This is a genomic window from Saccharospirillum alexandrii (assembly GCF_043641555.1).
GTDB classification, from domain to species: Bacteria; Pseudomonadota; Gammaproteobacteria; order Pseudomonadales; family Natronospirillaceae; genus Saccharospirillum; species Saccharospirillum alexandrii_A.
Window position 1 is genome coordinate 894,665 of sequence record NZ_JBHZRJ010000001.1, and the last position, 19,339, is coordinate 914,003.

The window sequence follows — 19,339 nt, forward strand, 5'->3', positions numbered from 1 at the left end:
TACGCCGACCCCACAGGGGCATACCCGGTGCCCGGCGCGGGCCAATGCCTCCCAGGCAACCCGAACTCCGAAGCTTGAGTTGTAATTCAAGGCGCCGGAGGCGAAAGCCTCTGACTGCTTTCTGAATACATGGCAAATGGAGCCTCGTGACATGGTTGAGACTTCGGTCAACCCATTTAAAAAACTATTGGAAGCCACCGAGGTAGATACCCGCATATTGGGAATGGTTGCGGTATTGGGCCTGCTCTGGCTGGGGTTTGGCATCGCCACGGATGGCGCCTTTTTAACCCCGCGTAACCTCTGGAACCTCAGTGTCCAGACCTCGTCCATTGCGGTGATGGCAACCGGCATGGTGCTGGTCATCGTGACCCGGAACATAGACCTGTCGGTCGGGTCTCTGTTGGGGTTTACCGGCATGATCATCGCTGTGACGCAGGCCGAATGGCTGCCCGCTCTGTGGGGTTATGATCATTCGATGACCTGGGTAACTGCATTGCTGGTAGGTATGGTTGTCGGCGCGCTGGCGGGTGCCCTGCAGGGGTTTGTCATCGCTTACATGGGTGTGCCGGCTTTTATCGTGACGCTCGGCGGGCTGTTGGCTTGGCGAGGGGCGGCCTGGTGGGTCACCTCGGGTCGTACGGTAGCGCCGATGGATTCAACCTTTCAGATCATGGGGGGCGGGCCGTCCGGCTCTATCGGTGAACTGGCCACCTGGTTAATTTCAGGTGCGATCTGCCTGATGATTGTCGCCGCTTTTTTACGGGGCCGGCATCTGCGCCGCTTGCATCAGTTTCCACTGCGCCCGGTTTGGGCCGAGTTCGTGTTGGCGGGGTTTTACTGTACCGGCGTAATGGGGGCTGCAGCGATTGCGAATGCTTACCCCTGGCCCTCCCGTATTGCCGAGCGCTATGCACAGGCTGAAGGCATTCCCATTCCTGAAGGAGGCCTGGTGATCGCTCACGGGTTTGCCGTGCCGGTATTGATCGCTGTATTCGTAGCCGTGGTGATGTCGTTTATAGCAACACGAACCCGGTTCGGGCGTTACGTCTTTGCCATTGGCGGCAATCCGGAAGCGGCTGAGTTGGCTGGGGTAAATACCCGCAAAGTGATACTGCTCGTATTCACCATTATGGGCATTCTCGCTGCCATCGGCGCGGCCATTTCCACGGCCCGGCTGAACGCCGCCACCAATGCGCAGGGCACGCTGGATGAACTCTATGTTATCGCCGCCGCTGTGATTGGTGGTACATCGCTGGCGGGGGGGGTTGGCAAGGTTGCTGGTGCTATTTTGGGGGCGCTGGTGATGCAGTCGCTGCAAAGCGGAATGGTTCTGGTGGGTATTGATACGCCTTTGCAAAATATGATTGTTGGTGTGGTATTGGTCATTGCCGTCTGGGTCGACACCCTCTATCGCAAAAGGAGCTCGTTATGACGGATAACCAGCAACCCCTGGTCGATATGCGCAACATCTCGATCTCGTTCGGGGGTATCAGAGCCGTGGATGACGTATCCATCGATCTGTATCCCGGTGAGGTTGTTGGGCTGCTGGGGCATAACGGCGCCGGCAAATCGACCCTGATCAAAATCCTCTCCGGGGCTTATCCGATGGACGCCGGTGACATTTTTGTAGATGGTGAGCCGGTCACCATCAACAACCCCAGAGATGCCAAAGACCTTGGCATCGAGACTATTTATCAGACGCTTGCACTGGCCGATAACGTCGATGCCGCTGCCAATCTGTTTCTGGGTCGTGAGCTGCAGACGCGCTGGGGTACGCTGGATGACGCCGCGATGGAGAGTGCATGCCGGCAAGTGATGGGCAGGTTGAACCCTAACTTCCAGCGCTTCAAGGACCCGGTCAAATCCCTGTCCGGTGGGCAGCGACAGTCCGTCGCTATTGCTCGGGCCTTGTATTTCAATGCTCGCATTCTGATTATGGATGAGCCGACGGCGGCGCTGGGTCCGCAGGAAACGGCTCAGGTGGCGGAGTTAATCAGGCACCTGAAATCCGAAGGCATTGGTATCTTTTTGATTTCCCATGACATACATGATGTTTTTGATCTCTCGGATCGGGTCAATGTCATGAAGAACGGCAAGCTGGTGGGGTCCGCCCCGGTCGATGTGGTGACCAAGGATGAAGTGCTGGGCATGATCATTCTTGGCAAATGCCCGCCTCAGGTAAGACCAGGCCCGGGCGCGGTGGCGACAGACACGTCAGTAGAGGCTGTCGTTTCGGGGGGTGGGTAGTAATAAGCTGTGAGCTTCGAGCTTCGAGCTTTGAGTAAAGGCATTAACTCACAGCTCGCCGCTAATAGCTCGAAGCTTTCCCTCACTCCCTATAAAACACGGCAGACGCCCACAAACTTTCCCAAACGGCACCGGTTTCTTCAGCAACATCAGCCGGAGGTTCTTGCATGTGCACGCTGCTGACCAGATAGGCGGTATTTTCCCGAAAAGGAATGCTGATCTGGCCGCTCTCATCGGTAGTCAGCCGGAGTTCTTCGGCCTCTTCATTGCCTGATTTCATAAACACACGGGCCAGCACACCAGCCGATGGCTCGTCGTTCAGAAAAAGCGTTGCGGTCAGTGGTGCTTGTTCGTTGGTGGTGTAGGGGTTGTCTTCCAGGCGCCATTCCAGCGGGTAGCCAATCAACCTGTCTTCGCCTTGCGCATTGCCGGTACCGATGTAGGACTTTGCAAAGCGTCTGAACACTTCAGTAAAGCCACGCTCTGGCAAACCACGGTCTTCATGAGCCTTACGCACCCAGTCGAGCCCGTCGAGCGTTAGGAAATTGTCGAAAACCGCCGGGTCGTCGTAGATGAGTTCGGTGTAGGTTGATTCGTAGGTCAGGGTAGTTAGCCCATCGCTATCGACGGCCTGTGCGGCGGCAGGCCGTGCGCCGAGGCGAGCGCTGATGGGGCGTTCCCGGCCGTTGTGGTGCAATTCGAAGCGAACAAAGCGATTGGGGAAGAAAGCATAGGTATCGCCCTTGAAGTTTTCGCCGACTTTGATGTCGGCCTGCACGGTCTTGTTGATGTCGATGCGATACTGGAGTGGCTCTAACCAGAATTCATGGGCATTGGCCAGGTTGCCCAGGGTTAGGCCGAGCAGGGTGGTGAAGGCAAGGCGTAACAGGCGGTGTGTTGCGGTTATCTGGGTCATGAAGGGGCTCTGTATGGCTGAATGGAAAGCATACTGAGACTACGTCGGCGAGGCCAGTACAGATGCCGGCCGAGTTTGGGGTGGGGTAGTTCGCGTAATCTCCAGACACAAAAAAACCGGCGTAAAGCCGGTTTTTTAACGTCAGGTACCGCTGAAGGCCGATTAAGCGGCTTTCAGGGCCTTTACGCGGGCGTTCAGGCGGCTGATGGTGCGAGCAGCCTTGTTCTTGCTGATGATGCCTTTACGGGCCATGCCATCAACAACCGGTTGAGCGGTGGTGAGTGCTTTGGTCGCCTGGTCGTAGTCTTTAGCTTCGATTTGAGCAACAACCTTTTTCAGGTAGGTACGAACCATGGAACGCAGGCTTGCGTTGTGCGCGCGACGCTTCACTGCCTGACGAGCACGTTTTTTAGAACCAGCAGAGTTTGCCACGGGCAGCTCCTTAATAGTCGGTTACTGGGATTTGGAGTCAAATTTGAGGGGCGCGATTCTAGGTTTTTGAACCCGACCTGTCAATGGCTGATTGGCTGTAAGTGCCTCTGTGTTGCATAGGTGGTTGTTCCGGTTAGGTTGAATTGGGAGGTGGGAGGTCGCGCTGGCCACCGGGTAGGCTTATCCGGGGCCGGCGTGAACCCCTCCATGGGGCCTAGATCGCAGCATCCTTGCTGCGAACTTCCCCGGATAAGCCTACCCGGCAGCCATCACTTACTATGGAGTTGTTTCGAACTTACTGCAAAAGGCTACAAGCACCTAAAAAGACGCAAGACCCATTTTCCAGTATCCGGTAGACTGACGCCCATTCTTGAACTGCCTACTGGCCTTTATTTGCACTCATGACGACGCCTACACCAACAGAGCCTGATTTGCCAAAACAGCCAGCCGTTGCTGGTCGCAAGACCCGAGGTATTTTGGGTAACTCCGTTATAGTGGGCGGGGCTACGGGCTTGTCCCGTGTACTCGGGTTGGTTCGGGATACGGTCTTTGCCGTGCTCTTTGGTACGGGCGGGGCGATGGACGCCTTCTTTGTTGCCTTTAAGATCCCCAACTTTCTGCGGCGTCTGTTTGCTGAGGGGGCGTTTAATCAGGCGTTTATTCCGGTGCTAGCCTCCGTGCGCGAAGCGGAAGGGGATAACGGCGTGCGCCGCCTTGTTGCGGCGACGCAGTGGACACTGGGGTCGGTGGTTGGCTTTATTACGGTGGTTGCCATGCTTGGGTCTCCATTGGTGGCCTGGGTGTTTGCGCCGGGGTTTCATGACGATGGGGTTAAGCTGGATCAGACGGCCGATTTTCTGCGGCTGACCTTTCCTTATTTGTGGTTTATTGCGCTGACGGCCCTGGGTCAGTCGGTGCTGAATACCTACGGTCGTTTTGCGGCGCCTGCCGTGACGCCGGTGATCCTGAATCTCTGCCTGATTGGCTCGGCTTTCTGGCTGACGCCTCAGTTTGATGTACCCATGACCGGTCTGGCCTGGGGCGTGATGCTGGCGGGCTTGCTGCAGTGGTTATGGCTGTGGCCGTCGCTGATTTCCGTTGGCGTCTGGCAACCACTTCGGTTTGGCTGGCACCCTGGGGTGCGGCGGATTGGTGTGCTGATGATTCCCGCCCTGTTTGGGGTGTCTGTCAGCCAGATAAACCTGCTGTTGGATACTGTGCTGGCTTCGTTGCTTCAAGATGGTTCAGTGGGCTGGTTGTATTACTCGGATCGCTTGTCGGAGCTGCCACTCGGGGTCATAGGCATTGCCATTGCCACGGTGTTGTTGCCGAAGCTGTCGCACAGTGCGGCGACGTCTGATCACCAGTCCTTTAAACGGACGCTGGGCTGGGCGATTCGGGTGGTGTTGCTGATCGGGCTGCCAGCCATGGCCGCTCTGCTGGTGCTTGCCGGGCCGCTGCTGACCACCTTGTTTCAGTACAAAGCCTTTACCGTATTCGATGTGCAGCAGAGCAGCGCGAGCCTGATGGCCTATGCGCTGGGGTTACCTGCTTTCATGCTGATCAAGATTCTGGCACCGGCCTTTTTTAGTCGGCAGAACACCCGAACGCCGGTCAAGATTGGTATTTGGGCGATGGCTTTGAACATGGTGTTCAATCTGATTCTTATTGTGCCGCTGGCCCATGTTGGGCTGGCGCTGGCCACCTCGTTGTCGGCCTGGATCAACGCCGGTCTGCTGGCCATTACCCTGCACCGTCAGGGGGATTTGCCCGGTGTTGAACTGTGGCGAGGCTCGGTGGTGCGCGCCCTGGCGGCCTCTGTGGCGATGGCACTGGTGTTGTGTTTGCTGCTCGGCTGGCCGCTGCTTGACTACCCGGAGGCCGTCTTCGGTCGGGTGTGGCGTACGGGGTCGCTGGTGGTTACCGGGCTGGTCAGTTACAGCCTGTTCTGGTTCCTGCTCGGGGGGCGGTTGCGTGAGGTGCGCCACTGAGTCCTTTTTCAGCGAGGCTCGCACGGGCAATTATTCAGAGGCTCCTTAAAGACGGGCGCGACGGTTTTTTGTATACTCCGCGGCCTTGTTTTGTCCCTGGTTCGTTTTATGCACATTAGCCGCAGTCCCTACCGCCTGGGTCAGCCCAGCGCCGTTACCATTGGCAGTTTCGATGGCGTGCACCTCGGGCATCAGCATCTGATTGCTGAGGTGCTGCGGGAGGCGAAGCAACGCGGGCTGACCTCGACCGTCGTTACCTTTGAGCCCCAGCCGCGCGAGTTCTTCGACCCCGAGGGTGCGCCCGCCAGGTTGTCGTCTTTGACCGATAAGGTGCGTCGGTTCCGAGAACTCGGTGTTGAACAGTTGGTTGTGTTGCCGTTCGACCGGCGCTTGCGTGCCATGTCCGCTGCCGGCTTTGTCGAACAGATACTGCAGGAAGGGCTGCAGGCACGCTGGGTACAGGTGGGTGATGACTTCCGCTTCGGTAACGACCGTAAGGGTGATGCTGCTTTTTTGCGTCAGTACGACTTCGACGTAGCTGAGATGCCTTCACAGCGCATCAATGGCCAGCGGGTGAGCAGTACGGCCATCCGGTCGCTGTTGGGTGACGGTGACTTGCGCGAGGCGGCCGCCATGCTGGGCGAACCCTATACCCTGAGCGGCCGAGTGATTTACGGTCGCCAACTGGGCCGAACCCTGGGTGTGCCTACTGCCAATATGCTACTGGCTCATCCTAAATTGGCGATGGCTGGGGTTTATGTTGCGCAGACCCGCCTCAATAATGAGTGGGTGCATGGCGTTGCCAACCTGGGCCCCAAGCCGTCGGTGAATGATCCGAGGTACTGGCTGGAAACGCACCTGTTCGATGTTAGCCCGGATCTTTACGGCCAGCGGCTCGATGTGCAGCTTCTGCACAGGCTGCGGGGTATAGAAAGATTTGATACGCTTGACGCCCTGAAACACCAGATTCATGCAGATATCCAGGCCGCTCGTGCCTGGTTTTCCCCATTAAACGGAAGTGATCGAGCTCCATGACAGACTATAAAGCGACTCTGAACCTGCCGCATACGGATTTCCCGATGCGCGGTAACCTGGCCAAGCGTGAGCCGGAAATGCTGGCCCACTGGGAAAAGAACGGCATTTACCAGCGAATTCGCGAAGCCAGTGCGGGTCGCCCCAAGTTCATTTTGCATGATGGCCCTCCGTACGCGAATGGGAACCTGCACCTTGGGCACGCTGTGAACAAGATGCTTAAGGACATCATCATCAAGTCGAAAAACTTCATCGGCTACGATGCTCCCTATGTGCCGGGCTGGGATTGCCATGGTCTGCCGATCGAGCACAAGGTTGAGACCATGATCGGCCGCGCCGGCGACAAGGTCGATTTCAAAACCTTTCGTGCCAAATGCCGCGAGTTTGCGCTGGGCCAGATCGACGGTCAGCGCAAAGAATTCATTCGCATGGGTATTTTCGGCAGCTGGGACAAGCCCTATCTGACGCTCGACCACCAAACCGAAGCCGACATCATTCGTGCCCTGGGCAAAATTGCTGAAAGCGGTCACCTGGTGCGGGGTTTCAAGCCGGTATACTGGAGTGTTGTCGGCGGCTCTGCGCTGGCCGAAGCAGAAGTGGAATACCACGACAAAACGTCGTTCAGTATCGATGTGCGCTACGCCGCTCAGGATGAAGCCAAGGTACTGTCGGCCTTTGGTACTGAGGCGGGTAAAGGTGAAGTGTCGGCCGTTATCTGGACGACAACTCCCTGGACGCTGCCTGCCTCTCAGGCGATTTCCGTAGGCCCTGCGCTCGACTACGTTTTGGTGCAAACGCAATTTAACGGCGAACCGGCACGGCTGATTCTGGCTGAAGGTTTGCTCGAAGCCGTTGTGGCGCGCGCTGAGCTGGGTGATGTTGAGGTACTGGCGCGTGTTCCCGGTACGGCACTGGAAGGCCTGGTGTTTGACCACCCCTTCTACCAGCGCGATATCCCCATTCTGCTGGGCGACCACGTGACCCTCGACGCCGGTACCGGCTGTGTACACACCGCCCCCGACCACGGCATGGAAGACTTTGTCGTCTGTGGCAAATACGGCATCGAGACGCTGAACCCGCTAGACGACAAGGGTGTGTACCGCCCCAACGTCGAGTTGTTTGCTGGTGAGCATGTGTACAAGGTTGAACCGCATATCCTTGAGGTCTGTACTGAAAAAGGCCGGTTGCTGCACGAAGAAAAAATTCGTCACAGCTACGCTCATTGCTGGCGCACCAAGACGCCGCTGATCTACCGGGCGACACCACAGTGGTTCATCAGTATGGACAAAGAGGGCCTGCGCGCCAAAGCGATGGACGCCATTAAAGGCGTGCGTTGGGTGCCGGGCTGGGGGCAGAACCGCATTGAAGCCATGTTCGAGCAAAGCCCAGACTGGTGTATCTCGCGTCAGCGCACCTGGGGCGTACCGATTGCCTTTGTGACCCACATCGAAACCGGCGAGTTGCACCCGGAAACTCCGCGCCTGATTGAATCCGTGGCAGCCCGAGTTGAAAAAGACGGGATGGACGCCTGGTGGGATCTGGAACTGGCTGAGTTGCTCGGAGACGATGCCGTCAATTACGAGAAAGCGACCGATACACTGGATGTCTGGTTTGATTCGGGCGTGACGCACGACACCGTGCTGCGCAAGCGTGAAGAGCTGGGCCAGTACCCGGCCGATATGTACCTGGAAGGCTCGGATCAGCATCGCGGCTGGTTCCAGTCGTCGCTGAAGACCGCTGTCGCCATGAATGGCAGCGCACCCTACAAGCAAGTGCTTACTCACGGCTTCACCGTCGATGAGAAGGGCTACAAGATGTCCAAGTCGCTGGGCAATGGCATCGAGCCGCAAGAGGTTTTCGACTCTCTGGGGGCCGACATCCTGCGCCTGTGGGTGGCTTCGACCGACTACAGCGGCGACATGGCGATGTCGAAAGACATTCTGAACCGCTCGGCCGATGCGTACCGCCGTATCCGCAACACCTCCCGTTTCCTGATCTCCAACCTGGAGGGCTTCGACCCGGCTGAACACAGCGTGCACCAGGCTGACATGCTGGCGCTGGATCGCTGGGCTGTAGACCGCGCCTACCGTTTGCAGCAGGAGATATCCGACGCTTACGACAACTACCAGTTCGTGCAGGTGTACCAGAAGATTCATCACTTCTGCGTGCTCGACATGGGCGGTTTCTATCTCGACATCATTAAAGATCGTCAGTACACCACCCAGCCAGATTCCCTGGCCCGGCGCAGCTGCCAGACAGCCCTGTATCACGTACTGGAAGCCCTGGTGCGCTGGATCGCCCCGATTCTGAGCTTTACCGCCGATGAGCTGTGGCAGTTCATTCCGGGCAAGCGCAGCGTTTCAGTGTTCGAACACACCTGGTACGACGGCCTGCAACCGCTGGACGACGATGAGCCCATGGGCGTTGCCTTCTGGTCGGAAGTTCAGGCTGTTAAAGAAGGCGTGAATAAGGTGCTGGAACTGGCCCGTAACGAAGGCCGGGTAGGTGGCGCGCTGAAATCAGAAGTGACGCTCTACTGCGACGATGCCCTGAAGTCAGTGCTCGCCACCCTGGGTGATGAATTGCGGTTCGTCACGCTGACCAGCGCGGTTACCCTGGCAAACCTGGCGGATGCGCCAGAAACGGCCCACGCCACCGAGCTTGAAGGGCTGAAAGTCAGTGTTGCTGCTTCAGAACAACCGAAATGTGGCCGATGCTGGCATCAGCGTCCGGATGTTGGTCAGCATGCCGCTCATCCTGAGCTGTGCGGCCGCTGTGTCGAGAACGTCGATGGTGACGGTGAAGTGCGCCACTTTGCGTAAGGGCTGGGCATGGCAATGAATGCAAGGATGAAACAATCGGTCTGGTTGCTGATTGCCGCTGTAGTAGTGGCGCTGGACCTGTGGACCAAGAGCCTGGCAACCCAGATGTTGCAATATGGTCGACCGGTCGAAATTCTGCCGGTTCTCGACTTTACCCTGCTGCACAACCGGGGTGCGGCCTTCAGCTTTCTGAGCTCGGCAGGTGGCTGGCAGCGCTGGGTGTTCACCATCATCGCTTTGGCCGTCAGCATCGTATTAATGGTCTGGACAGTACAGTTGAAGCCCCATGAGCGCTGGCTGTCGGTGACGTTGCCGTTGATTCTGGGCGGCGCCCTGGGCAACCTGCATGACCGGCTGACGCTGGGCTATGTGGTCGATTTTGTTCATTTTCACTGGCAGGGCCGCTATTTCCCAGCCTTTAATATCGCCGATGCTGCCATAACCGTCGGCGCCATTATGATGATCATCGACGCGCTCTGGCTCCAGCCCCGGCGAAATTCAGCTTCTGGTCAGTCGTAACGTTGCTGCACTCCTCTTTCGTACAGGTAGTCAATTATGCAGATTCAGGAAAACTCGACCGTTACCTTGCACTTTGCCTTGCATCTGGACAGCGGCGAGCAAGTCGACAGCACCTTTGATCGCCGCCCGGCCACCCTGACCATTGGTGATGGGAACCTGCCGGAAGGGTTCGAGCGCCACTTGATGGGGTTGAGCGCAGGCGACCGGCGCAAGGTCCAGGTGCCGCCGCAAGATGCCTTCGGCCAGCACAACCCGCAGAATATCCAGCAATTCAAGCGTGACCGCTTTGCCCAGTCTGAGCCACTGGAAGTGGGCATGGTGATGTCGTTTGAAGATGCCGGCAAGAATGAACTGCCCGGTGTCGTAGCTACACTGGACGACGAATTCGTTGAAGTCGACTTCAACCACCCGCTGGCGGGTAAAACACTGGATTTTGAAGTCGAGATAATCGAGGTGAAAGGGGCGACCGATGGACATTAAGCTGGCCAACCCACGTGGCTTCTGTGCCGGCGTGGACCGCGCCATCGACATCGTGAACCGGGCGCTGGAGCTGTATGGCTCCCCCCTCTACGTGCGCCATGAAGTCGTACACAACAAATTTGTGGTCGATGACCTGCGTAACCGCGGCGCCGTCTTTGTCGATGAACTGCACGAAGTACCCGACAACCAGTTGGTGATTTTCTCGGCCCACGGTGTCTCCCAGGCTGTGCGCCAGGAAGCCGATAAACGCGGCCTGAAAGTCTTTGACGCGACCTGTCCGCTGGTTACCAAGGTGCATCTGGAAGTCTCCCGATACAGCGCCGATGGTATGGAATGCATTCTGATTGGCCACAAGGGCCACCCGGAAGTGGAAGGCACCATGGGGCAGTATGACGCTGCCAATGGTGGCGCTATTTATCTGGTCGAAGACGAAAACGACGTGGCCCAGATGCAGGTTCGGGACGAAACGCGCCTGGCGTACGTCACCCAGACCACCCTGTCGATGGACGATACCGCTCGTATCATCGATGCCCTGCGAGCGCGCTTCCCGCACATTCAGGGCCCGCGCAAAGACGACATCTGCTACGCCACTCAAAACCGTCAGGATGCCGTGAAGACGCTGGCGCAGGATTGCGATGTGGTGCTGGTGGTCGGCTCACCCAATTCCTCAAACAGCAACCGGCTGCGTGAACTGGCCGAGCGCATGGGTTGTAAGGCCTACTTGCTCGATGACGCCTCCCAGCTGGACCCCTCTTGGTTCGATGAATCCACCGTCATCGGTGTAACCGCAGGCGCCTCCGCACCGGATATTCTGGTGAGCCAGGTGCTGGAAGGGTTGAAAGCACTGGGGGCCACCGCGCCGGTTGAGCTGGATGGCATTCCCGAGAACATCACCTTCTCCATTCCCCGGGAGTTACGGGTCAAACAACTGGGTTGACGCCCTGACAGCCCGAATCATGTTCGTCGCTCGCAAAGGGCGGCGAATGGCGGTCGAAAACGTCAGTCAAAAGTATGAACCCGTTGGCATTCTCCACGCCTGCCCAGCCACTTATCCTGCCGCTTGAACCGTCTGTCGGGTATGATGAGCCGTCGTTTACAAACCCATTAAGCTACGTTTCATATACCTGTGGATTCTTCTATGAGCAGTCAGAAGGGCTTTACCTTAATAGAACTGATGATTTCGCTGGGCATCCTGGCCATTCTGGCCACCATGGCGGTGCCCAGTTTCCAGCGGGTGATCGAAAATAATAGGGTCACTTCACAGGCCAATTCGCTGTTATCGGCGGTTCAAACAGCCCGTAGCGAGGCGGTCCGGCGCGGGGTGGCCGTGCGGTTCAGCGCGGCAGCCGGTGGTTTTGTCAACGGCTGGTGTGTTCATACCGGGGCAGCCTGCACCGCGGCAACCCAGATACGAGTGGGTGAAACGAACGCGGCCGTCACCTTCGGCGGCCCGACCGTGTTTGAATTTGATGCTCGCGGGCAGCGTTCACTACCCACCTTTGCAACCGAGGGAGCAGAGGCCTCCTTTACCTTGCAACCCAATGGCTGCACTACCGGTACGCCTAACCGCCAGAGATCTGTGCAGGTAGGGATCGGTGGGCGTTCAGTTGTGGTACGGGGGGCCTGTGCATGAAACCCACCAATACCATTCCGAATACGAAACAGTTGGGTGTGGCCACCCACCAGGGCGGGATCGGCCTCGTTGAAGTTCTGATCGCAGTATTGATTCTGGCCATCGGTCTGCTGGGTCTGGCCTCCATGCAAACCAATGGCATGCGCATGACCAATGGCTCAATGAGCCGCAGTCAGGCCGTGTTTCTGGCTAACGACATCGTAGAGCGTGCGCGTGCAAATCGCGACAATCGGGAGGATTATGCCCTCGCACCTAATGCGGTTGGCAATGTGGGTGCCTGCAATCTGGCGCTTGCTTATGACGCGACTCTAACCGTCGCGCAGAACGACATGGCTGAGTGGTTGAACAGCCTCGCCTGTTTACTGCCGGAAGCTGACGCCAGTATTGCGTTCGTCACTGCAAGCAACCGGATGACGGTAACGGTCGATTGGAACCGCAGTGCAGGCAACGTAGAAAACCGCGTGATGGTGAGGACGCAGCTATGAACAGACCATTCCAACCGCGTCCTAAAAGTAAGCAACGTGGGTTGTCGCTGGTTGAGTTGATGATTGCTCTGGTATTGGGCTTGGTGTTGTCTGCCGGGGTGTTTCAGGTATTCACTAACTCCAGTCAGACGTATCAGTTGAGCGACAGCCTGTCGAACATGCAGGAAAACGTGCGATTTGCAGTCGGTCGTTTGCAGTATGAGACCCGTATGGCCGGTTACAAGGGGTGTTTGATAGGGCAGCCATTCAATAACCTCGATACCGGAGGAACGGGCTACGACGCATCCATCTACGGTGGGCAACCCGTTGCTGGCTGGGAAGCGGCGGGTACTGACTTAGAGGATGAATACACCAACGATGACTTTGCCAGTGCCGCAAACTTAACCCAAGCCTCTGCCGGTGCACTGCTACCCGCTGCTTTGAACGGCAGTGTTCTACCCGGCTCTGACGTAATTGTGGTGAATAACGCCTCGGTTGCGAACGTTACGCTGACGGGCAATCCGGGCGCAAACGCCAATACCATAGTGACTGCCGGAAACACCGGAATCCCGGCTGGAAAGATCATTATGGCGGTGACCAGTGACTGTTCAGGCGGCGATATCTTTCAAAAAACCAATGCGGCTAATTCTGTGTCACTCACCAAAGGAAGTGGTCAGGATCCCGGCAATCAAACGCCGGTGAATAATGGATTTAACGCGACATACGACGATCAGGCAACCATCTATGAGTTCACCAGCACCGCCTTTTTCATCGGCACTGGCGTATCGGGTGACCCTTCACTCTTTATGCGTCGACTGGATGCGGGTGACCCATTTGGCAATGTTGAGCTGGTGGAAGGGGTTGAAAACATGCAGGTACTGTATGGTGTCACCAACCCCGGGGGTGAGACGGTGGTGAATTACGTATCGGCTGACACAGTTGCCGACTGGGCCGATGTTGCCAGCGTGCGTATAGCCTTGTTGTTGCGCAGTGATGACGGCGTACAGGACGGTGGCCGGGAGGCAGGAGAGGCCCCGGTTGCCCGTGTTTATAACCTGCTCGGGACTCAGATAACGACCGAAGCAGATGATCGCGCCCGTATGGTGGGTAACCTGACCGTCGGCATTCGCAACCGGCTGGAGTAGATGACAATGAATTCCATACCGTTGAGGACATCTGTGCAGATCAATGCTGGCAAAGAGCAAACAGGCAGCGCACTGGTCATTTCACTGATCATGCTGTTGATCATCAGTTTGCTCGCGATTGGTGGCTTGCGCAGCACTATTCTCCAGGAACGTATGTCCGCCAATTTGCATGACCGGGAACTGGCATTTCAGGCAGCGGAAGCCGCACTCAGAGCCGGTGAGCGGTTTTTGGTCACTACCCCGCCAAATACCATCACCAACTCTAATGGGCTCTACGAGATTAATAATGCGGCTGCACCCGATTGGCTTGGGCCTGCAGCATCCGTTGCGGCGACGGGTGCGTTCGAACTGACCCCAGAACTGGCTTCAGTGGCCCGGCAACCGCAATACTTTATTGAGCGAATTGGCATAACACCACCGGGTACGGAAACGGAAATTGGAACGGCAAAACCACCGGTTTCCTTTTACCGAATAACCGCGCGTGGCTTTGGTGGTACCGACGATTCGGTTGTAGTGGTTAGTAGTGTCTTTCGCAATCAGTAGTAGCCACATTTCAGATTTCACAGCTTGGGGAGAACGGTACCCCGGGCACGCAGAGGGTTAGCACTATGAACGTTTCAATGCTGTCTTCATCATTTCCGAAAACCTCGGGTCTGCTGCAAGGCTTGGCTGTTGGGTTTGTCTGCGCGACGGCGTCCAGCATGGCGCAAGCCGATATTGCTCAAGAGCCCTTGTTTCTTGGGGGCGGTGGGATTCCTGGCAATATGCTGCTGGTGCCCTCTGTTGAGTGGCCGACGATTGAAAGTGTCGCTAACCTGACGAACACCTATACCTCCGCTACGGAGTTTGCGGGGTATTTTGATCCGGGCAAGTGCTACGTATATGTCTACAGCGCAACTGAGTCAGAACGGTATTTTCGCCCCAACAGCCTGACTGGGGACCGGCAGTGTACCGGCAGCGGGGAATGGAGCGGCAACTACCTGAACTGGGCGACTACCCAGACCATTGACCCATTTCGGAAAATTCTTACTGGGGGACTTCGGGTTAAGGATACCGAAACGGAAACCTGGCTAGAGAAAGCGCGGCATCCAGGCCAGGGTGGAGGCTTCCCAACCCGCGACCTGACCGATGATGATGAAATTGAGGGCGCAACACCGTTTAGTTCAGATCGAATTCGGGTCCGGATCAGTGGACTCGGCACTGAGATGCGGTTCAGCTTGAACAACAATAACTTCAACAACAACCCTACGAATTATCGGCCAGGTGTTGATGACCCCTACGATAACCGGGGGTTTGAAATGTCGGTACGGGTCAGCGTCTGTGATGACTCCGTCGGCGTCGAAGAAAACTGCCGGCAATACGGTGACAACTGGAAACCGGAAGGCCTGATTCAGCAAAATGCCGAGTCCATCCGCTTCAGTGTGTTCGGTTACTTGAATGACAGCGACGTAGAACGTGACGGCGGTGTGTTGCGTGCGCGGCAGAAATACGTCGGGCCGCGCAAACTGGAGGCGGGCCAGGGGTATGTCGATAATGAGGCAACTGAATGGGACCCCGATACCGGTATCTTTGTACAGAACCCGGATTCAGACGACGCGGCCGACACCAGTGCCACCATCGTTAACAGCGGTGTTATTAACTATTTGAACAAGTTTGGTCAGTTGAATACAGGCAACAACAAGTCCATTGACCCAGTAAGTGAACTTTATTACACGGCGACACGCTACCTGAAAAATCTGGGCAATGTCAGCGCTTACACCAGCATGGGCGGGGCTAATGCCGCCACGCGCGATCAGTGGCGTGACGGCTTCCCGGTGATTACCGATTGGAATGACCCCATTCAGTATGCCTGTCAGGCCAACGTTTTTCTGGGTATTGGGGATGCCAACACCCACCGGGATAAAAATTTGCCTGGAAATACGGCTTTCAGGAATGATGAGCCCGCCATGCCGGCAGAAGTGGCTGCTGATACCAGTGTGAATGTGCGAACCCTGACCGCCCGTGTAGCGCAGTTGGAAGGGCTCGGAAACATTGGGGAGCAAAACAGCTTCAGTGGCCGGAATAATTCGGCCTATATCGCCGGTCTTGCCTGGGACAATCGAATCAATGACTTGCGCTCTGACCTGGCCGGTGTTCAATCTGCGTCAACCCACTGGGTAGATGTATTGGAAAACCGGGTACTGCTAGCGCCCAACCAGAACCAGTATTACCTGGCCACCAAATACGGTGGGTTCCGCATACCAGAAGACTTCGATCCCGCTGCGATCACAAGTCTTGAGCAAGACTGGTGGCACAGTAATGGCGATACACTAGCCGCCAACAACGGTACCAACTTTCTGAGGCCCGATAACTATTATCTGGCTGGTGAAGCCGACGCCATGATCGAGAGTCTGCGTGAAGCCTTTTCCAACATTGCGGAAGAGTTGCAGAGCTCTTCAGCGGCTGTGGCAGCCAACTCAACGCGTCTCGATACCGATACCGCCGTATTCCAGGGGTCATTTAACAGTCAGCGCTGGAGCGGTGAGTTGGCAGCATTCAAAATCCAGAATGATGGGCTTGTTGAAGCTGAGCCAGCCTGGGTGGCCAGTGAAGAACTGCCAACGGCCGCCAACCGGAATATTTTCACCATCGATCATTTGGTTGAGCAAACCGGTGGTGACGCGGATGGTGAATACCGCGCGTTTACTGGTACTGAGTTTTTGTGGGATAACCTAACGGACCTGCAAAAGGCCGCCTTGAGAGCGCAACCGGATGCCACGCTCTCAACCGTGGCTTTTGCTCAGGATCGTCTGAATTATCTGCGTGGTGATACCGCCGAAGAACAGACACAGGAAGATCAGAGTAAACCCTTCCGTCGTCGCGATACGTTGTTGGGAGATATCATCAACTCCAACCCGCAATTTTCGCACAATGCCAACTTTGGCTACGGTTCGCTGGGGAATATTGCCGCGTTTTCGAGCGTGGGTGCTACCAGCTACGCAACTTTCCGCACAAATACTGCCAGCAGATCCCCTATTGTCATGGTGGGTGCTAACGATGGCATGTTGCATGCCTTTGATGCCGATCCGGATGATGGCGGTGAAGAGTTGTTCGCGTTCGTGCCATCGAGTATCTACAACAACCTGTATCGGTTGACCCTGCCAGGCTACGCGCATCGCTATTATGTAGACGGCACCCCCCGTATTGCAGACGCCTGGATGGGCAGCGAGTGGGCAACGCTGGCGGTAGGAACCACAGGCGCGGGTGGCAAAAGCGTATTTGCGCTGGACGTAACCGATCCGGAAAACTTCACCGCTGACGACGTGTTGTGGGAGTTCTCTCACCCGAATATGGGCTATACCATTCAGCAACCGGCTGTCGTGGCCTTGCCTTCCGGTCAGTTTGGTGTCGTGGTTACCAGCGGCTATCACGATGACCCAGCGGTTGATCGTAGCGGTTACATCTGGATCTTGAATGTTAGCGATGGTTCCATAATTCGCACTATTGAGCTGGAAAACAGCGGTGAACTGGGCTCGGCATTGGTTGTTGACCTCACCAGCGACAGCGTAGCCGATCGCATCTATGTCGGTGATACCGAGGGCAAGCTGTGGCGGATTGATCTTGACGACACTGACCCGGACGCTTGGGACGCGCCGTCTGATCTGAAACCGAATGCCAATACGATTGACCCTCTGTTTGCCGAGCCGAACGGCCGGCCGATTACCGCCCAATTGACTTCGGCTTTCAATGAAAATAAAGAACACATGGTGTTTTTTGGTACCGGCAGTTTTATCCGGGTGGGTGAAAACATCGTCGACAACAATCCTCCGCTTGAACGCTTTTATGGCATTATCGACCGCGGGGAGCCGATCGATGACCTGGCTGACCTGCTTGAGCAGCGCATCGAGCTGGAAGGAACCTTTGGTGGTCCCGGTGGCCGTCGCTTCCGTGTCGTAAGCGATGAGGACATAGAAGAAAGTGACGAAGGCTGGTACTTGCCGCTGATCTGGGCTGCTTCTGAAGGCGGCTCGAACAGTACGACAGGTGAGCGAGTGGTAGCGCGTGCCATTGTTCGCGGTGATCGGGTTATTTTCCCAACACTGATTCCTGACGCTGACCCTTGTGCATTTGGGGGTAACAGCTGGCTGATGGAGCTTGAAATGGAAAATGGGGGCCGACTGAGCTACTCAGTGTTCGACCTGGATGAAGACGACGAGTTCAATGAAGACGACTTCGTTAACATCGGGACTGAAGATGACCCAATATGGGTGCCAACCTCTGGTTTTGACCCTGAGGTGGGGATCATCAACACGCCCGCCGTGATCACCGGCGTCGACCCGACCGGGTCAGGCGATGATGATGAAGTGAAGGTCATCAGTGGTAGCTCGGGCGACCTGATCTCGATACCCGAGGCCGGTACTCGATCAAGAGGTCGGCAGGCCTGGCAGCAATTGCGGTAGTAGCATTGAACGAATGCAGAGAAACCCTGAGCAAGACCAGGGTTTTTCTGCTTTAGATAGCAAATTTATTAGGGTAGTGCCATGAAGAACCAAAGACAGTGCTCAGGCGGTTTCAGCCTGATTGAAATAATGATTGTGGTGGCTATTGTGGCAATTATAGCCGTGATAGCGGTGCCTAGTTATACCAGCTATGTTGAGCGCTCCCGGTGCACTGATGCTCAAGCCGATCTAATGGAACTGGCTCAATGGATGGAGCGCCGGTATGCGGCGAACTTTAATTATCTGGATTTAACAGAAGACCCTCCGGCGGTTCCAGACTTGCCATTCACGCAATCGCCAGATGATGCCTCGGCTGCCTTTGATATTACGCTGGAGGCAACCGCCACGACCTTTACTTTGACAGCGACACCAATTGCAGGTCGAATTCGAGCAGATGGTGGTGCTTGTGGGACGCTGACGCTGGACAATCAGGGCAATGAAGGCGACTGGATATAAACCGCCCTTTTTAAAGTCACCCCGCTTCAGGCACAGCTAATCGGCTGGCCTGAAGCCTTTTCCACAACCCCATCACCAGAGCGGTCTTTCCCCCAGCGAATGCGGCCGCCAAAATTCACAATCACATGTACCCCACGCTCAGCCATCAAGCTATCCGGGCACCAGGTCAGGTTGCCAATGGTACCGTGAACGGTGCCGTCTGGGTTGAACTGAAAGTAGCGTCGCTCCTGAGGCCCTGAATGACTGGCGATGAGGGTGCCGTTGGGCATCGCTTTGAAGGTCCGTATCAGGTAATCCGGTTGGGCCAGTACTTTTAGGCTGCCCGGGTCGATAAAGACGGAGATCGGTTGGTCCCAGTCGTTAGTGCAGGCATTTGCGGCATCTAATGGGCAGAAGGTGGTCATTTGGCGGCGGTTGATGGCCGTGTGGCGGGCTACCTGGAACAGCGTGCGTAATTCCTGTTTGGTTTGCCGTGCCTGATGCCGCTCAATGGTACCTTGCCAGTTGGCGGTTGCCATCCCGGCGATGATGACCAGCACGGCCAGTGAGATCATGAGTTCGATGATACTAAAACCGGCGTTATCCTTACGCGGTTGCATACGGTAATTTCCTTTTCCCTGTATATGTTGGTCCCAAGCCCGGTGTTTGCATAGGCATCGCCAAGCGTGGAGGTGACTTATTGCTTAATCCTTAAGCAATATCGCCAGAATAGGAAAAGGTAAGA

General features: G+C 56.4%; 17 protein-coding genes. 14 read left to right on the forward strand and 3 right to left on the reverse strand.

Annotated features, from left to right (window positions below; translation table 11 throughout):
- Positions 1-151: 151 nt before the first annotated feature.
- Both ACHUE7_RS03875 and ACHUE7_RS03880 read left to right on the forward strand, forming a co-directional pair.
- Positions 152-1,432 carry a sugar ABC transporter permease gene (locus tag ACHUE7_RS03875; protein WP_394168826.1) on the forward strand — a complete coding sequence of 427 codons (1,281 nt, stop codon included), beginning with the start codon at positions 152-154 and terminating at the stop codon, positions 1,430-1,432.
- A complete protein-coding gene (locus tag ACHUE7_RS03880; RefSeq protein ID WP_394168827.1) occupies positions 1,429-2,247 on the forward strand; it encodes an ATP-binding cassette domain-containing protein in 819 nt (272 codons plus the stop codon). The genes ACHUE7_RS03875 and ACHUE7_RS03880 overlap by 4 nt, the downstream gene beginning before the upstream one ends.
- Positions 2,248-2,329: 82 nt before the next feature.
- On the opposite strand, the gene ACHUE7_RS03885 is transcribed toward ACHUE7_RS03880, so the two are convergent.
- Positions 2,330-3,163 (reverse strand): DUF4198 domain-containing protein, encoded by an 834-nt coding sequence (locus ACHUE7_RS03885; RefSeq protein ID WP_394168828.1) that lies wholly within the window; start codon positions 3,161-3,163, stop codon positions 2,330-2,332.
- 162 nt (positions 3,164-3,325) lie between these two features.
- On the reverse strand, positions 3,326-3,595 hold the full coding sequence (gene rpsT, locus ACHUE7_RS03890; protein WP_127556583.1) for a 30S ribosomal protein S20: 270 nt from the start codon (positions 3,593-3,595) through the stop codon (positions 3,326-3,328).
- A 401-nt stretch (positions 3,596-3,996) separates the two neighbouring features.
- On the opposite strand from rpsT, the gene murJ reads away from it, so the two are divergent.
- The 12 genes from murJ (at position 3,997) to ACHUE7_RS03950 (ending at position 18,615) form a co-directional block, all read left to right on the forward strand.
- On the forward strand, positions 3,997-5,586 hold the full coding sequence (gene murJ / locus ACHUE7_RS03895; RefSeq protein WP_394168829.1) for a murein biosynthesis integral membrane protein MurJ: 1,590 nt from the start codon (positions 3,997-3,999) through the stop codon (positions 5,584-5,586).
- Positions 5,587-5,694: 108 nt separating this feature from the next.
- A complete protein-coding gene (locus tag ACHUE7_RS03900; protein WP_394168830.1) occupies positions 5,695-6,621 on the forward strand; it encodes a bifunctional riboflavin kinase/FAD synthetase in 927 nt (308 codons plus the stop codon).
- Positions 6,618-9,440, forward strand: a complete 2,823-nt coding sequence (gene ileS, locus ACHUE7_RS03905) for an isoleucine--tRNA ligase (RefSeq protein ID WP_394168831.1) — start codon at positions 6,618-6,620, stop codon at positions 9,438-9,440. Before ACHUE7_RS03900 ends, ileS begins: the two co-directional genes overlap by 4 nt.
- Positions 9,441-9,467: 27 nt before the next feature.
- The gene (gene lspA, locus ACHUE7_RS03910; RefSeq protein ID WP_394168832.1) at positions 9,468-9,959 is read left to right on the forward strand and encodes a signal peptidase II; all 492 of its coding nucleotides are present in this window, start codon (positions 9,468-9,470) and stop codon (positions 9,957-9,959) included.
- 36 nt (positions 9,960-9,995) lie between these two features.
- Positions 9,996-10,439: an FKBP-type peptidyl-prolyl cis-trans isomerase gene (gene fkpB / locus ACHUE7_RS03915; protein WP_213679480.1), complete on the forward strand. Its 444-nt coding sequence runs from the start codon at positions 9,996-9,998 to the stop codon at positions 10,437-10,439.
- Positions 10,429-11,376 carry a 4-hydroxy-3-methylbut-2-enyl diphosphate reductase gene (gene ispH / locus ACHUE7_RS03920; protein WP_394168833.1) on the forward strand — a complete coding sequence of 316 codons (948 nt, stop codon included), beginning with the start codon at positions 10,429-10,431 and terminating at the stop codon, positions 11,374-11,376. Before fkpB ends, ispH begins: the two co-directional genes overlap by 11 nt.
- Before the next feature lie 201 nt (positions 11,377-11,577).
- Positions 11,578-12,072, forward strand: a complete 495-nt coding sequence (locus ACHUE7_RS03925) for a GspH/FimT family pseudopilin (RefSeq protein ID WP_394168834.1) — start codon at positions 11,578-11,580, stop codon at positions 12,070-12,072.
- Positions 12,069-12,557: a type IV pilus modification protein PilV gene (pilV, locus tag ACHUE7_RS03930; protein ID WP_394168835.1), complete on the forward strand. Its 489-nt coding sequence runs from the start codon at positions 12,069-12,071 to the stop codon at positions 12,555-12,557. Before ACHUE7_RS03925 ends, pilV begins: the two co-directional genes overlap by 4 nt.
- Complete coding sequence (locus ACHUE7_RS03935; RefSeq protein WP_394168836.1) at positions 12,554-13,681, forward strand: PilW family protein; 1,128 nt, start codon at positions 12,554-12,556, stop codon at positions 13,679-13,681. Before pilV ends, ACHUE7_RS03935 begins: the two co-directional genes overlap by 4 nt.
- Positions 13,682-13,687: 6 nt before the next feature.
- A complete protein-coding gene (locus ACHUE7_RS03940; protein ID WP_394168837.1) occupies positions 13,688-14,224 on the forward strand; it encodes a pilus assembly PilX family protein in 537 nt (178 codons plus the stop codon).
- A gap of 77 nt (positions 14,225-14,301) precedes the next feature.
- A complete protein-coding gene (locus ACHUE7_RS03945; protein ID WP_394168838.1) occupies positions 14,302-18,120 on the forward strand; it encodes a pilus assembly protein in 3,819 nt (1,272 codons plus the stop codon).
- 81 nt (positions 18,121-18,201) lie between these two features.
- A complete protein-coding gene (locus ACHUE7_RS03950) occupies positions 18,202-18,615 on the forward strand; it encodes a type IV pilin protein (protein ID WP_394168839.1) in 414 nt (137 codons plus the stop codon).
- 26 nt (positions 18,616-18,641) lie between these two features.
- Here ACHUE7_RS03950 and ACHUE7_RS03955 read toward each other — a convergent pair whose 3' ends face one another.
- Entirely contained in the window at positions 18,642-19,214 is a 573-nt protein-coding gene (locus ACHUE7_RS03955; protein ID WP_394168840.1) for a GspH/FimT family pseudopilin, read from the reverse strand.
- Positions 19,215-19,339: the final 125 nt, after the last annotated feature.

Coding starts and splice junctions, on each gene's coding strand:
- ACHUE7_RS03875 (WP_394168826.1), top strand. CDS start 152: ATGGTTGAGACTTCGGTCAACCCATTTAAAAAACTATTGGAAGCCACC.
- ACHUE7_RS03880 (WP_394168827.1), top strand. CDS start 1,429: ATGACGGATAACCAGCAACCCCTGGTCGATATGCGCAACATCTCGATC.
- ACHUE7_RS03885 (WP_394168828.1), bottom strand. CDS start 3,163: ATGACCCAGATAACCGCAACACACCGCCTGTTACGCCTTGCCTTCACC.
- murJ (WP_394168829.1), top strand. CDS start 3,997: ATGACGACGCCTACACCAACAGAGCCTGATTTGCCAAAACAGCCAGCC.
- ACHUE7_RS03900 (WP_394168830.1), top strand. CDS start 5,695: ATGCACATTAGCCGCAGTCCCTACCGCCTGGGTCAGCCCAGCGCCGTT.
- ileS (WP_394168831.1), top strand. CDS start 6,618: ATGACAGACTATAAAGCGACTCTGAACCTGCCGCATACGGATTTCCCG.
- lspA (WP_394168832.1), top strand. CDS start 9,468: ATGAAACAATCGGTCTGGTTGCTGATTGCCGCTGTAGTAGTGGCGCTG.
- fkpB (WP_213679480.1), top strand. CDS start 9,996: ATGCAGATTCAGGAAAACTCGACCGTTACCTTGCACTTTGCCTTGCAT.
- ispH (WP_394168833.1), top strand. CDS start 10,429: ATGGACATTAAGCTGGCCAACCCACGTGGCTTCTGTGCCGGCGTGGAC.
- ACHUE7_RS03925 (WP_394168834.1), top strand. CDS start 11,578: ATGAGCAGTCAGAAGGGCTTTACCTTAATAGAACTGATGATTTCGCTG.
- pilV (WP_394168835.1), top strand. CDS start 12,069: ATGAAACCCACCAATACCATTCCGAATACGAAACAGTTGGGTGTGGCC.
- ACHUE7_RS03935 (WP_394168836.1), top strand. CDS start 12,554: ATGAACAGACCATTCCAACCGCGTCCTAAAAGTAAGCAACGTGGGTTG.
- ACHUE7_RS03940 (WP_394168837.1), top strand. CDS start 13,688: ATGAATTCCATACCGTTGAGGACATCTGTGCAGATCAATGCTGGCAAA.
- ACHUE7_RS03945 (WP_394168838.1), top strand. CDS start 14,302: ATGCTGTCTTCATCATTTCCGAAAACCTCGGGTCTGCTGCAAGGCTTG.
- ACHUE7_RS03950 (WP_394168839.1), top strand. CDS start 18,202: ATGAAGAACCAAAGACAGTGCTCAGGCGGTTTCAGCCTGATTGAAATA.
- ACHUE7_RS03955 (WP_394168840.1), bottom strand. CDS start 19,214: ATGCAACCGCGTAAGGATAACGCCGGTTTTAGTATCATCGAACTCATG.